This is a genomic window from Streptococcus sp. 2022WUSS135 (assembly GCF_044427045.1).
GTDB lineage: Bacteria > Bacillota > Bacilli > Lactobacillales > Streptococcaceae > Streptococcus > Streptococcus hashimotonensis.
In genome coordinates, this window is record NZ_JAOTGL010000013.1 from 38,400 (window position 1) to 53,016 (window position 14,617).

Below are 14,617 nucleotides of genomic sequence, written 5' to 3' on the forward strand. Positions count from 1 at the left end.
ACAAAATTATGTGGAAAACCACATAATTTTGTTGTAAGAATTTACTCATTATTAAGATGTGCATTTACATACTTAGCAACGTTTTGGTTATGTTCATCAATATTATTTGTAAAGTAAACATTTCCAGTTGTAACATCTGCTACAAAGTAAAGATAGTCTGTCGTGTTGGCATTAATCACTGCCTCGATAGCCGAAAGGCTTGGACTATCCACTGGTCCAGGCATCAATCCTGGTGTCCAATAAATGTTGTATGGTGACTCAATTGATGTATCAATCGCGGCATCTTCTGCTAGAGTTGTTTCTTGACCAAGTTTACCCTGAGCATACAAGATTGCAATATTGGATTGTAGAGGCATTGCTGCATTCAAGCGGTTAAAGAAGACACTTGCAATGTTTCGACGATCTTCATCAGTAGAACCTTCTTTTTCAACCAAAGATGCCAAGGTAAGAACTTCATTTACAGTCAAATTCTTAGCAGCAATTGTTTCATAATATGGTTGTAAACGATTATCCATCGCAGCAATCATTTGCTCAACGAGCTCTTCGATAGTTGTTTCATCACTGTATTCATAAACCGCTGGGAATAGGTAACCTTCCAACTGATAAATAACTCCACTATCAGCAGCTGGTAGGCTGGCAAACAATTTTGGATAGGTAGCAACCATTCGATTAATAAAATCTTGGTTGGTTACAGTAGCCATAAACTGTTCTGCAGTAAATGGTGTTTTATCGTTCTTATCTTTTGTATTAGTATTGTCTGTAATAGCCTGAGCAATTTGTGTTAACGTATACCCTTCAACAATCAAAACCTTCCCTGCGGCTTCTTTTTGAGCTGTCGGAGTTCCGCTTTCTTGAAGTGCTTTGGCGATGTCATCCACAGACATATTTTGTTTCAAATTATAAAAACCACTTTGGAAATTATTATAACTCTTAATTTTAGAGTAGTAATTAAAAATAGTAGCATTCTTAATCAACTTGTTGTCAACTAAAATTTTACCAATTTCTAAAGTTGAAGATCCTTCTGGAATCTCTACCTGAATAGTTTCTGTAGCTTTTGCATTAACTGGTTCCAGACTAGATTTTACCCACATATAACCAGTAACACCTGTCACTAGAACTGCCACTACAACAATTGACATGATAACAGAGACAATGTGTTTAGCGGCGTTATCTTGTTTTTTACGACGTTGCTTGCTTGTTCTGTGGGTTGTTCTTCTTCTGGGTTGTGTTTCCTGCATCTGCTTGTCCACTTCTGGAACAATAGCCGTTGTCTTTGGAGCAATAATAGTTTCCTCTAGTGAGATGATTTCTGTATCACCAGTCACAGCTGACACGTCTTCCGTTGGAAATTCCAAAAATGTATCTTCTAAAGGAGAATTTCCCGGAAGGACAGACTCTACTGGCTCAGAAACTGACGAGCTTGATGGTACTTCATCAAATCCTGCCGTATTAGCAGCCACAAGATTCCTTAATTTCTCCAAGTTTCGTTCAACAGTATCTTGTGGAACTGGACTTGAAACGACTTCTTTTTCAATCACAAAAGTCTCTGGAGTGGCCAAAGTTTCTGATGTTGGCTCTTCGATACTTTCCGTCATCACTTCTGATTCTTGCTGTTCTTCTGACAAGTATGAATCAGGAAAGGCAATCCCTTCTACTTTTACAATTTCAGTCTCTCTATGGGGGGCTTTTTCTTCGGCAAGACTAGGCTGGAGCTCGTTGATAACTTCATTACGCTTATCAACAAGAACATCCGCTGATTGTTCCGCCAAACGTTTCACCTTCAATTCTTCCAAATCTCGTAAAATTTGATCGCGGAAGCTTGAAGACTGCGTGTTTTTTTCATTCGTATCCTTTGTCACGCTGTTACTCCTTTCACACAGTTACTATACATTATATCTTAAAGGCTTATGAATTGCAAGAACTTCCCTTTCTACAAGGCTTTCCAGTACATATCACTCCACATTTGTCCTCCAAATTGCGACAAGGAGGGGCCAAAGTCTTCAAACTGGTTCATTTCATAGTAGCCAACCAAATACTCCTTACAGGTCAGGGAAACTCCTTCAAATCCTCCCGCTAAAGCCACTTCTTTTATGGCTGCCAACAAGAGAGTTCCCACTCCCTGTCCCTTATAGGTATCCGCTACGGATAGACTGGCAATAGCTAGGTGACTGCCTGTCGGCATGTCACTCTCTGTCAAGTAAAAAATATCGTCCGTAACAGTCTGCGAAACAGAAGGACAGGATAATAAATATCCTGCTATTTCCCCATCGTGTTCCATTATTAAACAGGTTTTACTCAAAGCATTCAGATAAATGGCAAGAACAGACTCAGCTATTTGTTCTTCTTTGGAAAAATTGGCATTTTCAATCAAAACAACTTGTTCTAAATCCGAAGGAGTAGCAAAACGAATTTCCATAATTTTCTCCCTTATATAGCGGAAAAACAGGGGCCATAGGCCTCCGTCTTTCTTTTTATTGGACGTTATTTGTAAGATTTGACAAGAGTCTTTCGAAGGAATATTCATAGGACTGAATATCACCAGCTCCCATAAATACATATACTGCATTGTCATGGTCTAAAAGCGGTGAAGTATTTTCAACTGTAACAAGTCCACCTTTTTTGTTGATTTTAGCCACCAAATCTTCTACCTTAACCTGACCATTGTCTGTTTCACGCGCTGATCCATAAATTTGAGCAAGGTAAACTGCATCTGCTCCATTCAAAGCATCTGCGAACTCATCAAGAAGCGCAATGGTACGAGTGAATGTATGTGGTTGGAAGATGGCTACCAACTCCTTGCTAGGATACTTCTGACGTGCCGCATCAATGGTTGCAATGATTTCCGTTGGATGGTGAGCAAAGTCATCAATGATAACAGTATCATTGACAATTTTCTCCGTAAAGCGACGTTTGACACCTCCGAACGTCTTCATGTGCTCTGCAACCAGTTGCAAATCAAATCCAGCAATATAAAGATTGGCAATAACAGCTGTTGCATTCATCACATTATGCTTACCAAAGGTTGGAATTTGGAATTCTCCCAACTCTTCTTCACCATGGCGAACTTTGAATTGTGAACCATTAGTAGAAGGCTTCAAGTCATAGGCAACAAAATCATTATTGTCTTCCAAGCCATAATAGTAGATTGGAGCATTTGCCGTGATACGACGAAGTTGCTCATCTTCACCAAAAACGAAGAGAGCTTTTTTTACTTGCTTCGCATAATCATTGAAAGCATTGAAAACATCCTCTAGACTAGTGAAATAATCTGGATGGTCAAAATCAATATTGGTAATGATGCTGTACTCAGGATGGTATGGGGCAAAGTGACGTTCGTATTCATCGGATTCGAACACAAAATACTGAGCATTTGCCGAACCGCGACCAGTACCATCACCAATCAGGAAGGAAGTATCTGTGATATTGCGCATAACATGTGCCAATAATCCCGTTGTAGAGGTCTTACCATGGGCACCAGCAACACCGAGGCTCGTAAAACCTTTCATAAATTCACCTAGAAATTCATGGTAACGTTTGTAGGTATAGCCCTGGGCATCAGCATAAGCGATTTCCACATTGTTATCTGGACGAAAAGCATTACCAGCAATCAATTCAACATCTGCTGTAATATTTTTCTCATCAAATGGTAAAATCTGAATCCCAGCTTGTTCAAGCCCGCGTTGTGTAAAGTAGTATTTCTCTACATCACTACCTTGAACCTTATGCCCCATTTGATGCAACATAAGAGCAAGTGCGCTCATACCTGATCCCTTAATTCCGATAAAATGATAGGTTTTTGTCATGTTATTCCTCTTCTATATGTGTCAAATTCAATTCTTGTGCCACTTGGCGATCTCGTTGTTGTCTGCGCTCAGGATAATTGTAAACCTGACTCTTTCTTAAAAAGTCATACGAATTTTTCTTTATAACCTGCTCCTGTTCTCTATCTTCTTTCTTCAAAGAATAGACAGCGGGCATATCAGCGAGAATATAGTCTGTCTGACGTAAGTTGTCCGCCAAACGTGTCAACCGACCTGCCTTAGATTCAGTTGTTACAACGACAGGAGGTTTCACCACAACTTTAGCTGGTGCTGGTTTCTCATCTCTTAAATAGGTTGCTGATCGTTTTTTCTTCAAGTCTTCTCTAGCCTGTTCACGAGCCAACTGCCCCTGTGTTTTCACTGGAGAAGGCTTCGTTTTAGTCAGTTGCTGAAGGCGTTCCTTGCGAGAATAATGGCTTGGCTTAGCTTCAAACAGAGGAGGCAGGAGCTCATCTTCCGTTTGTGCTACTGGTTTTGCCGACGCAACTCGCTGTGAATCGGTAGACCAGCTAAATTCCTTTTCTTGATAAGGTCCCCTGATATTGCTAATCAGGTCGCTCTCATCATATAAACTCATAATTGGATTTTCTCCAACTAGTACCTCATCATCTGCGACTAGTGGAAATCTTTTTTCATGTCTAATCATAAGTCATCCTTTCGAACCCTTATTATACCATACTTAGGCCTTATTTCCTAATTCTACGCTGAGTCAACTGATTCCGTATCACTCAATCCCTAAAATCTCGCGAATGTCCTCAACCGTCAAATTCGCTCGGCTTTCATTGCCATCAAGGACTGTTTTGACAAGGTTCTTTTTATTTTCTTGCAATTCTTGAATCTTCTCTTCGATTGTCCCTCTAGTAATCAGGCGATAGCATTCAACCTTTTCAGTCTGCCCCATGCGATGAGCCCGACTGATAGCCTGAGCTTCCACGGCAGGATTCCACCAAAGATCGACTAGGATGACTGTGTCTGCACCTGTCAAATTCAAGCCAACACCACCTGCTTTCAAGGAAATGAGAAAGGCATCTCGACTCCCTGCATTGAAGGCCTGTGTCATTTCTTGGCGTTGGTTAGCAGGGGTTGAACCAGTCAGAGTATAGGATGTCATCCCAATTTCTTTCAGCTGTTCTTCTATTTTTTCCAGCATATTTCTGAATTGGGAGAATATCAAGACCCTGTGTTCACCTTCTTTTAGCTGCAAGAGTAATTCTTTCAAACTATTAAGTTTGCCACTCTCACCACTAAACTCTTCCATGAAAAGGCTGGGTGTATCGCAGATTTGACGTAAGCGAGTAATTCCTGATAGGATTTCTATCTTGCTACGATTGATTTGAGCATCATCTGCGCCAGCTATTTGAGTCCGCATTTGTTGAAGCTGGGCTAGGTAGATGGCTTTTTGTTCATCTGTCAGTTCATTAAGTACATTGACTTCTATCAAATCAGGCAATTCCTGAAGAACGTCTTCCTTATGACGTCTGAGAACGAAGGGTTGAATGGTCCGCGCAATGTCCTTTGCTGCTAATTTACCGAAGTCTTGTTTGCCTGGCAATAAACCTGGTAAGACAATTTGGAAAATGGACCAGAGTTCCGTCAAATGGTTTTCAATCGGCGTACCTGAGAGGGCAAAGCAATTTCCAACCTCAAACTCACGCAGTAGTTGTGCAATCTTAGATTGGGCATTTTTCATGACCTGCGCCTCATCTAAAATGAGGTAGTCAAAGCGTTCCTGTCTATAGAGCGCGACATCCTGTCTGAAGGATGGATAGGAGGTAACTAAGACTTGGTGACCATTGGCAATGATCTCTTCACGCTGTTCCTTGTTTCCATGGACAACTGCCACATCTAAACTTGGAGCAAACCGCTTGCACTCATCTAACCAGTTATAAATTAAGCTGGACGGTGCCAATATTAAAACTTTGGAATCTTTTGTCATCCGACTGGACAGAAAGGCGATAGTTTGCAAGGTTTTGCCAAGCCCCATGTCGTCAGCTAAAATTCCACCAAAACCATACGTATCCAGCATAGTCAACCACTTAAGCCCTGTCTGCTGATAATCCCTAAGCGACGTTGTTACTTCCACATCAGGAAGAGGGAACAAATCTGGCTGAGCTAGATAGCTTGCCATTTCCTCAAATTCCTTGGAGAAACTGACTTGGTTGAATTGTGACAAGGATTGAGCCAATTGGTAACCGGAAAGAGCATGGACTTGTACCTGCCCCTCCTTACCATGACGGGCCCGAAGATAGATTAGGGTTTGACTGATTTTCTTGGTTTCCTCATCAAAAACAAATACCTTACCACTCGGGCTAGTATAGTGGTCCTCTTGATTCAGCAAGGCTGTAATCGCCTGATCGATTTCAGATTGTTCAATACCTGATAAGTCAAACGAAATATCCAAAAGTGAGCCGTTACGCACAATTTCTAATTGAGGTTTGGCTTCAATATACAAAGCCTGGAGCCTTTCTGCTAGATGAACCTGCCCCATTTTTTGTAATATAGGCAATTGTTGTTGGAAAAATGGATAGAGCTCCTGCTGACTAAGAGCCGCTCTCTGGGCATGATATGTCCCCCTAAAGCCAGCTAGACGAATAGCCTGATAGACCCTCTCCAAATGTTGGAAATGGCTGGCAAAAGGCAGGAGAGCCAAATCCTCCTCACTCCTTACCTTACGTCCATCAAAATCCAAAACCATTTGGAGTGATAAACTTTCATTTGCCTCCATCTGAATATGAAATTCTGGCTTGAAATCATGAATGATGAAGCGTTTAGGTGCCTTAACAGTCCCAATTGTCTGCAAATCCAGCAAGCTTAAAGCCAGACGATTTTGGTCAGGGAAATCCACCTGCACTTTTCTCAAACCTGATTCAGTTGGAACAAGTTCGGAAATTTGGTAAATCAGATGTTCTTGATGGCGATTGACACTATAAACCGTGCCATTTACTAAGAGATAACGCCCATGAAAAAGAGGTCGGACCGTTTTTTCGTGAATAACCATTTCAATCATCTGCGTGTGAACGGTCACCTCAAAATGATAGAGCCCTTCCTCCCCTGTCAACGGAAGAACCATCAAGGAGGAATAGGACTGCTGTTGATAGGAAAAGTTAAAATGTTCTAGCTGATTTAACAGCTCCAACCCCTCCTCAAAATAGGCTTGTGGCAGACGAAAATGTCGTCCAAAATGAGTAAGAATATCCGAATCTATACCAACTTTCTCTGGTACCAAGGCCCAGAGAAAATCCAGTAGAGCCTGACTTGGTTCATCAAAATTTTCATAAGTAACTTGCTCATAATAATTTTTACCTATCTGATAGTGACCGTTGGCTTTCACAATGCGCAAAAAAGCTCCGATGTCCCGCACAATGTACGAACGTGTATCTGGCAAGCGGGTAATTTTCAAGGTCCAATCTATCTGACGATCATAGGGCAATAAGCTCCCTTCAACTGATAACTGATACTTAAGCCCCAGTTCTGGTTCTGGCCGCAAAATTTCATCTAAAAAGAGACCGCCAAAATAAGTCCGACGGACGGTTTCCTTATGTTGTTCACCATCTTCTTTCAAAGACTGCTTCATATCCTTGCCTGAGGCATCATTTTTTAAAAAATACTCCGTGGCAGCTAGGTGTTGACAGTAGCCCTTACTTTGAAATAACTGGCAACTACACTGTAAATCGCTATCTGCATCGCCGTAAGTGAAGCGCTCACCAGCAATATCCAGCACCATCTTTCCATTCTCACTATGAAGAACAGTCAGTTTTCCAGCCTCGTACAAATCAATTCCTTCTTGGCGAATCCGCCCTGGCATCATGCGACCCATTCTAACTCCTTTATCCTTCAACCAATCATCAGCTCTTCTGTAAAATATATCTAATACTCTTCGAAAATCAAAATTATCCGTTGTCAACTTGCCTTGATGAACTCCAGTTCTATCTTCGACTTCGTTTCCTAGGCTACTTTTGATTTTCATTGAGTATAAAATATTATCTTTTCATTATAGCATATTTTCAATTTGAATTGTTTAAATAGGTATCAAAACAACACCAGCTGGTAAACTGGTGTCTCTAATGAATAGCTAAATAATAAATCGTTGCCTGCCGCATTTTCAAGATTGTTTTTCCGCTTTTCCAAAGCCAAAATAGAGCAAATAGCAGGAAAACAACTGCCACTACTACGTTAATCAAACCTTTTCCATCCAAGAAAAACTTGAAAAAGAAGACAATCACACAAGTAAGCAAGGCAAGGAGTAAGACATGAATCAGAACTCCCAACCAACCTAGCCAATAGCGAAGGCCAAAAGGAGGGTGTTTCTTTTCATCGAAGTCTGCTAGACCAGTCAAAAACTCAACCAAGATTTCACCGATTATTTCCATATGGTCGGTCCCCCTATTTCATCTGCTGATAATACTTAGTCCGTCGAATTAAGGTTTTGATAGCCCTAGCCAGTAGAATCGTCAACACACTTGCTCCAAATACCAAGAAAAGAAAGATGCCAACCAAGAACCTGTCAAAATGGTTGAAAACCATGATGGATCCAGCTGCGTAGGTTACAAAATAAACCAAAAGAGTCACTAAAAATACCAATATACACGCAAAGACTCCAAACCAGTAACGAAGACCAAAGGGCTTGTACTGCTTATCTTCATAGTCTACTAGTAGAAGAACAGGAACTGTTAGAAATGCAAACAACATTAGAATGACATTGCCCGCTATCATGGAATCACCTCCTTTTTTTTCATTGTAGCATTTTTTACATGGCATGCAAAGAAAAAAGAGGTTGCCCTCTTTTCATTTCTTACTTCCGTTTCCGTGCAATCAAGTGAATCGGTGTTCCTTCAAATACAAAGGCTTTGCGGATTTGATTTTCCAAGAAACGCATATAGGAGAAGTGCATGAGCTCTTCTTCGTTGACAAAGACCACAAAGGTCGGTGGCTTGGTCGCAACCTGAGTCGCGTAGAAAATCTTGAGACGTTTACCTTTATCAGTCGGTGTTGGATTGATGGCAATAGCATCCATGATGACATCGTTAAGCACAGCCGACGGAATGCGGGTATTCTGACTTTCACTAATAGCCTTGATCATCTCAGGCAATTTGTGCAAACGTTGCTTGGTCAAGGCTGATACAAAGATAATCGGTGCGTATGACAAATACTGGAATTGGTCACGAATATCGTCTTCCCACTGCTTCATGGTATGGTTGTCTTTTTCAAGCGTGTCCCACTTGTTGACTACGATAATCATTCCCTTACCAGCCTCATGGGCAAAACCAGCGATGCGTTTGTCATACTCACGAATACCCTCTTCAGCATTGATGACCATCAATATGACATCCGAACGTTCAATGGCACGCATGGCACGCATAACGGAATATTTCTCCGTATTTTCATAGACCTTACCAGACTTGCGCATCCCTGCGGTATCAATCATGGTAAATTCTTGACCTTCTGGGTCTGTAAAGTGCGTATCAATGGCATCACGAGTCGTTCCAGCAACAGGCGACGCAATCACGCGCTCTTCACCCAAAATAGCGTTAATCAAACTTGATTTACCAACGTTTGGACGACCAATCAAGCTGAACTTGATAATATCTGGATTTTCTTCTACTTCCTGAGCTGGTAGGTTTTCAATGATTGCATCCAAGACATCCCCTGTTCCGATACCATGTACAGAAGATACTGGATAAGGATCGCCAAGACCGAGTGAATAGAAATCGTAGATGTCATTACGCATTTCAGGGTTATCAACTTTATTGACAACCAAAATAACTGGTTTGTTTGTCTTATAAAGGATACGCGATACATACTCGTCAGCATCCGTCACACCTTCTTTGCCTGATACGACAAAGACGATAACGTCCGCTTCATCCATGGCAATCTCAGCCTGATGCTTGATTTGCTCCATGAAAGGTGCATCCACATCATCAATACCGCCTGTATCAATCAAGGAAAACTTACGGTTGAGCCACTCACCAGTAGCATAAATACGGTCGCGGGTCACACCTTCAACGTCTTCTACGATAGAAATACGTTCCCCCGCAATACGGTTAAATAAGGTTGATTTACCAACATTGGGACGTCCAACGATGGCGATAGTTGGTAGAGCCATAGCTCCTCCTCTTCTACTTACAATAGTTTATTTTTTTCTAATACAGCCCTCGTTTCAGGCTGCTCTGGCTGACCAAACTGGGCAACCATACGCTCCGACCAAGTTTCTGTCTGACGGGCACCTGCATAGTCTGTCTGAACTTGGTCGTAGGCTTGGATGACTTCCACGCCTTGCTCCACATATTCTTCCTGAAAGACAATGGTTTCACTTGCCAAACGTGGTTTGACAGGATGGTTTTGGGCTGGTCGACCCAAGGCAATACAGAAAATGGGATAGGTATAATCTGGCAAGTTGAACAGCTCTGCTATTGCCAAGGCCTTATGGCGAATCATACCGATAAAGACGCCACCGTAACCTAAGCTTTCCGCTGCCAAGAGGGCATTTTGCCCTGCTAGGCTCGCGTCAACAGAAGAAATCAGGAGATTCTCTGTTCCTTTGGCCTCAAAGTCTGAACCATGGAGTTGAGCCGCCTTGCTGGCACGATTATGGTCGCCCACAAAAACCAGAATGGCCTGAGCCTGTAAAATAGCTGGCTGGGGCACCAAATCATAGAGAGCCTGTTTTTTCTCCGCTGACTGCACCACAATGATGGAATAAGACTGGAAATTCTTCCAGCTAGACGCAGCTCGCCCAGCTGAAATAATAGCTTGCAGATGTTCCGCCTCAACGGGCTCTTCCGTAAAACGACGGACGGAAGTATGGTTCAGCATTAAATCAATGGTTTCATTCATCGGTGGTTATTTCCTTTCAAATGCAAATCGCGAGCCAGATAGCGAATCCGCTCCATAACCCGTTTGGCCTGCCAGGTCTCATCACCAGACTTGCCAGAGGCGAAATGACGCTCCAAATCATCAAAGGAGAAATTGGACGTAAAGAAGGTCGGCAGATTTTCCTGCATACGGTATTGAAGAATGACCTGTAGAACATCGTCACGTACCCACGGACTATGTTGCTCCGCTCCAATGTCATCTAGCACCAAGACCTGAGCCATCTTGATTTCATCAATTCGCTCCTTGACAGAACCATCTTTGATAGCATTTTTTATATCGACAACAAAGGTCGGATAGTGGAGCATGGTGGTTGATTGAAGATGAGTTTTGGATAACAAATTGGCTAAATAAGCCATCAAATAACTTTTTCCAATACCGAAGTTACCATAGATATAGAGACCTTTTGGTTTTTCTTCAAAGCGTTTAACAAAATCCGCAATGGCTAACATGACTTCCACACGATTTTCATCGCTCTTATCAATATCCGCCACGGTTACATTTTTCAAACTTGCCGGCATATTAATAAGCTGGATACGGTTCTTGATAGCTTCCAAGCGACGGTATTCGACCAATTCTTCTGTCTCAAGATAAGAAACATCCGCGTAGCCCTCATTCATAACCAAAACTGGTTGATACCCCTTAGCAATATAGGATTCAGCCTGTTTGACAAAGAGGTCCCGCTGACTGATATATTCCAAAAACTTAGAAATGGAGAGAGTGATTTCCTGCTGGGTCAAACCTTCTTTTTTGATAAAAGCAGCGACTTCAGGATCACTCACTATCTCCTGATAGAGTTGCTGATAAGATTTTGGACTTGGATTGGTTGTTTGCGACAACCTGTCTTGTACTGATTTCATCAGCTACCTCCTTTGTTTTCCATTTCTTCTAATTCGCGATAAAGGGCAGCTAATCTAGCTTGACCTTCCGCCGTTTGTCCTTGTTGAACCTCTTCCTTACTCCACTCAGGCACATTGCTTTTCTGTGGCTGGCTCGGCTTGGTGACAGCTTGACCTGTCTTCAACTCTCTTAGGTAAAGAACAGCCGCCTCTGCACTGCCAATTCCCTTGTAGGAAAAATCATTGCCCAGCTTCATAGCGTATTTTTCATTCAGATTGGCTGAGTCCACCTTGTTAAAGGTATAGAGGACCAAGACATTGATAACTTCATCAAGCAGACCCAAATTTGCCAAATCCGTCAAGCATTTTCGTTCTGTTCCTGTCACAGCTGCCTTCCGTTGCTCCTTGATAAAGGACAAGAAGGTTAGGCTGGATTTTGATTTCGCTTCACGAACAATGGCTTGTTCTTGGGCAGTGAGGTTGGCACTTTCTGTTGGCAATGACTGACGTGACTGCTGCAAGCGTTTGGTCGAGATCGTCTGTCCAATAGCTGTTGCTTTAGCCTGACGATAGGTTTCCAACCAGGTCCAGCCTGCCTGCTCTGCTATGTAACTAAGCGCAATAATATCCTCAGCTTCATCCTGAAAAAGAAGCTTATCCTTGGCCATCAAGGCCTTGAAGGCAGACCAGTCAAAATCATGTTTCGGTTCAAAAACAACTGGAGCCTGCCCATCCATGGTAAAGACCTGAGAAAATGTTTTTGAGATATTCTGTTCCTGATTGGGTAGGTGAACAAGCAGATTCTCCATGCTTGACTCCCCAATCTTCCTCGCCAACAAGTTCTTATACAAGGGTTTCGCTAGAAAACTTTTTACGGTCAGAGGGGCTTGTAGCGCCAAACCTGTTAATTCATCTGCACGATAGAGTTCTAGGAGCCCCATGGCAGTCAGAACATCCAGAGCTTTCTCCAAACGATTCATCCCAAAATCCATGTGATTGAGAATGACAGTCCATTTGTAACGTCCTTGCCCTTGATCGGCAAAACTATAAAAGTAATAATAAAGCGCTAATGCATCAAAACCGATAATCGGCTGGTAGCATTGGCTAAGACTGACAATATCAGGTGTAAACGGGCTGATTTTTATATAGGCAAATAAATCATTTGGTTTCATCTTTTTTTCCCGGTTTTACCTTACTTCCTTTGGAAATCATCTGCTTAAGCAAATTTTCTAGCTCTCCAACATCTTTGAAAGAACGATAAACCGATGCAAAACGCACATAGGTGATTTCATCCAATTCGACCAATTCTTCCATTACCAAATTCCCAATGACATCGGATTCTATTTCACTATCACCTTGTGCTCGCACCTTCTGTTCAATCCGATTCACCACTTCATCAATATCATCGGTTGACACAGGGCGCTTTTGAGCAGAACGAATAATCCCATTGAAAATCTTTTCACGTGAAAACTGCTCTCTAGTTCCGTCTTTTTTCACAACGACTAGAGTTTTCTCTTCAATCCGTTCATAGGTGGTAAAACGTTGACCACATTGGTCGCAGGAACGACGACGACGGATGGTATTGCCATCTTCAGCCTGACGACTATCAATGACACTTGATTTCAAACTCTGACATTTTGGACAACGCATACTCTTTCTCCTACATAAACTTTATCACTTCAGTATAGCATAAAAATGACAAAAATAAAAGAAAGCGAGAATTACTCACTTTCTACCAATAATTCATCTTGCTTCTTCAATCGACTGGCAACCCATTCACGAACCAGGCGGTAGACAACCGCAAAAATTGGGGTAAAGAAGACCATACCAAGTAGGCCAAACAAATTACCACCAATCAAGGCTGCAGCCAGGGTAAATAGGGTCGGAAGACCAACTGATTGACCAACCACGCGCGGATAGATAACATTTCCTTCTATCAGCTGAATAATCTGGAAAAGGGCGATAGACCAGAGTGCCAAGAGCGGATTTTGTACCGCCACAAAGAGAGCACTAATCAAACACGCTGAAAAGGGACCGATATAAGGTACAAATGATAGGACCCCAGCCAAAATACCAGCCATGCTGGCATAAGGAATTCCTGAGAGCGAATAACTAACAAAGACAAGTGTCCCAATGATACACGCTTCAACAATTTGACTCATCAAGAATCGGTCATAGGTATCAACAATAACTTCTCCAATATAGTTCACTACTCTGACAGCCTTCTCCGGCAAGGTAGCCTGCAAGAACTTTCTCGTCATCGCCTGCAAGTGTTCCTTGCTCCCTAAAATCGCTAGAGTAAAGAAGAAAGCCATTATCAACGTCATAGTGTTCGAAAAAATCCCCGTCACATTGGACACCAAGCCAGATAAAATCGGTGTGACCAAACTTGAAATAAGTGTTAAATTCTTCAACTGATCCAAAAAGCTGGCAATCTGGTCTCCGATTTGTCCCGACAAAAGGCCATTTGATTCAAGAAAATTAGTTAGGGCATTTACCGATTTTGGAATGGCTGTGCTGCTAACCGAAACCAGCTCTGAAACAGTCGTCACCAATGTAGGAAGAACAATCACCACCAGTCCTGTCACAATTAAAGCAAATCCAATTAATACTCCAACAATTGCCAAAGACCGCTTGGATTTCTTTAAAAAAGAAATCTTTTCAAACTGATCTTCTAATTTTTTCATGGGAACATTGAGAATAAAGGCAAAAATAGCTCCAATAAAAAGCGAGTTCATACTGCCTAATAATTGTTGAATAGCCCCATAAATACTAGACCAGTTGAGAACAGCTAACAATGTCGCTCCAGATAAGAGTATCAATATGACTTTTTCTTTAAATGATGTATTCATAACTTTTCCATTCTTACTTATTGGCTATTATTTTATCACACGCTTATAGAAAAAGAAAGAGGGAAAGCTTCCCAATGTCATTAAGTTAACTAACCTATCACATTTTGAGGTGGGTTAGTTTTTATGTTACACTAAAAATAAAAGGGGAAAAGTCATGCTAGATCAGATTAAAGCTCATTTACTTGATAGTATTAACGACATCGTTTCCATCGCAAACCAGTTTGTGCTTCATCCT

General features: G+C 41.8%; 13 protein-coding genes. All 13 read right to left on the reverse strand.

The window, feature by feature from the left end; all coding sequences use genetic code 11:
* Positions 1-41: 41 nt before the first annotated feature.
* On the reverse strand, positions 42-1,859 hold the full coding sequence (mltG, locus tag ODU45_RS05685) for an endolytic transglycosylase MltG (RefSeq protein ID WP_105148180.1): 1,818 nt from the start codon (positions 1,857-1,859) through the stop codon (positions 42-44).
* A gap of 71 nt (positions 1,860-1,930) precedes the next feature.
* On the reverse strand, positions 1,931-2,416 hold the full coding sequence (locus ODU45_RS05690; protein WP_174853463.1) for a GNAT family N-acetyltransferase: 486 nt from the start codon (positions 2,414-2,416) through the stop codon (positions 1,931-1,933).
* 55 nt (positions 2,417-2,471) lie between these two features.
* The gene (gene murC, locus ODU45_RS05695; protein ID WP_398580932.1) at positions 2,472-3,803 is read right to left on the reverse strand and encodes a UDP-N-acetylmuramate--L-alanine ligase; all 1,332 of its coding nucleotides are present in this window, start codon (positions 3,801-3,803) and stop codon (positions 2,472-2,474) included.
* 1 nt (position 3,804) lies between these two features.
* The gene (locus ODU45_RS05700; protein ID WP_024415265.1) at positions 3,805-4,467 is read right to left on the reverse strand and encodes a hypothetical protein; all 663 of its coding nucleotides are present in this window, start codon (positions 4,465-4,467) and stop codon (positions 3,805-3,807) included.
* 78 nt (positions 4,468-4,545) lie between these two features.
* On the reverse strand, positions 4,546-7,638 hold the full coding sequence (locus tag ODU45_RS05705; protein ID WP_398580936.1) for an SNF2-related protein: 3,093 nt from the start codon (positions 7,636-7,638) through the stop codon (positions 4,546-4,548).
* 244 nt (positions 7,639-7,882) lie between these two features.
* Positions 7,883-8,191 (reverse strand): hypothetical protein, encoded by a 309-nt coding sequence (locus ODU45_RS05710; protein ID WP_398580933.1) that lies wholly within the window; start codon positions 8,189-8,191, stop codon positions 7,883-7,885.
* 13 nt (positions 8,192-8,204) lie between these two features.
* A complete protein-coding gene (locus ODU45_RS05715; protein ID WP_044684117.1) occupies positions 8,205-8,534 on the reverse strand; it encodes a hypothetical protein in 330 nt (109 codons plus the stop codon).
* A 79-nt stretch (positions 8,535-8,613) separates the two neighbouring features.
* Positions 8,614-9,924: a ribosome biogenesis GTPase Der gene (der, locus tag ODU45_RS05720; RefSeq protein WP_002942705.1), complete on the reverse strand. Its 1,311-nt coding sequence runs from the start codon at positions 9,922-9,924 to the stop codon at positions 8,614-8,616.
* 17 nt (positions 9,925-9,941) lie between these two features.
* Entirely contained in the window at positions 9,942-10,655 is a 714-nt protein-coding gene (locus ODU45_RS05725; protein WP_398580934.1) for an NADPH-dependent oxidoreductase, read from the reverse strand.
* Positions 10,652-11,551 carry a primosomal protein DnaI gene (gene dnaI / locus ODU45_RS05730; protein ID WP_398580935.1) on the reverse strand — a complete coding sequence of 300 codons (900 nt, stop codon included), beginning with the start codon at positions 11,549-11,551 and terminating at the stop codon, positions 10,652-10,654. The genes ODU45_RS05725 and dnaI overlap by 4 nt, the downstream gene beginning before the upstream one ends.
* Positions 11,551-12,702, reverse strand: a complete 1,152-nt coding sequence (locus tag ODU45_RS05735; RefSeq protein WP_332443178.1) for a replication initiation/membrane attachment protein — start codon at positions 12,700-12,702, stop codon at positions 11,551-11,553. The genes dnaI and ODU45_RS05735 overlap by 1 nt, the downstream gene beginning before the upstream one ends.
* Positions 12,689-13,180 carry a transcriptional regulator NrdR gene (gene nrdR / locus ODU45_RS05740; RefSeq protein WP_002938341.1) on the reverse strand — a complete coding sequence of 164 codons (492 nt, stop codon included), beginning with the start codon at positions 13,178-13,180 and terminating at the stop codon, positions 12,689-12,691. Before nrdR ends, ODU45_RS05735 begins: the two co-directional genes overlap by 14 nt.
* Positions 13,181-13,251: 71 nt before the next feature.
* Positions 13,252-14,382 (reverse strand): AI-2E family transporter, encoded by a 1,131-nt coding sequence (locus ODU45_RS05745; RefSeq protein WP_012027644.1) that lies wholly within the window; start codon positions 14,380-14,382, stop codon positions 13,252-13,254.
* Between the last annotated feature and the right edge of the window lie 235 nt (positions 14,383-14,617).

Coding starts and splice junctions, on each gene's coding strand:
- ODU45_RS05690 (WP_174853463.1), bottom strand. CDS start 2,416: ATGGAAATTCGTTTTGCTACTCCTTCGGATTTAGAACAAGTTGTTTTG.
- murC (WP_398580932.1), bottom strand. CDS start 3,803: ATGACAAAAACCTATCATTTTATCGGAATTAAGGGATCAGGTATGAGC.
- ODU45_RS05700 (WP_024415265.1), bottom strand. CDS start 4,467: ATGATTAGACATGAAAAAAGATTTCCACTAGTCGCAGATGATGAGGTA.
- ODU45_RS05705 (WP_398580936.1), bottom strand. CDS start 7,638: ATGGGTCGCATGATGCCAGGGCGGATTCGCCAAGAAGGAATTGATTTG.
- ODU45_RS05710 (WP_398580933.1), bottom strand. CDS start 8,191: ATGGAAATAATCGGTGAAATCTTGGTTGAGTTTTTGACTGGTCTAGCA.
- ODU45_RS05715 (WP_044684117.1), bottom strand. CDS start 8,534: ATGATAGCGGGCAATGTCATTCTAATGTTGTTTGCATTTCTAACAGTT.
- der (WP_002942705.1), bottom strand. CDS start 9,924: ATGGCTCTACCAACTATCGCCATCGTTGGACGTCCCAATGTTGGTAAA.
- ODU45_RS05725 (WP_398580934.1), bottom strand. CDS start 10,655: ATGAATGAAACCATTGATTTAATGCTGAACCATACTTCCGTCCGTCGT.
- dnaI (WP_398580935.1), bottom strand. CDS start 11,551: ATGAAATCAGTACAAGACAGGTTGTCGCAAACAACCAATCCAAGTCCA.
- ODU45_RS05735 (WP_332443178.1), bottom strand. CDS start 12,702: ATGAAACCAAATGATTTATTTGCCTATATAAAAATCAGCCCGTTTACA.
- nrdR (WP_002938341.1), bottom strand. CDS start 13,180: ATGCGTTGTCCAAAATGTCAGAGTTTGAAATCAAGTGTCATTGATAGT.
- ODU45_RS05745 (WP_012027644.1), bottom strand. CDS start 14,382: ATGAATACATCATTTAAAGAAAAAGTCATATTGATACTCTTATCTGGA.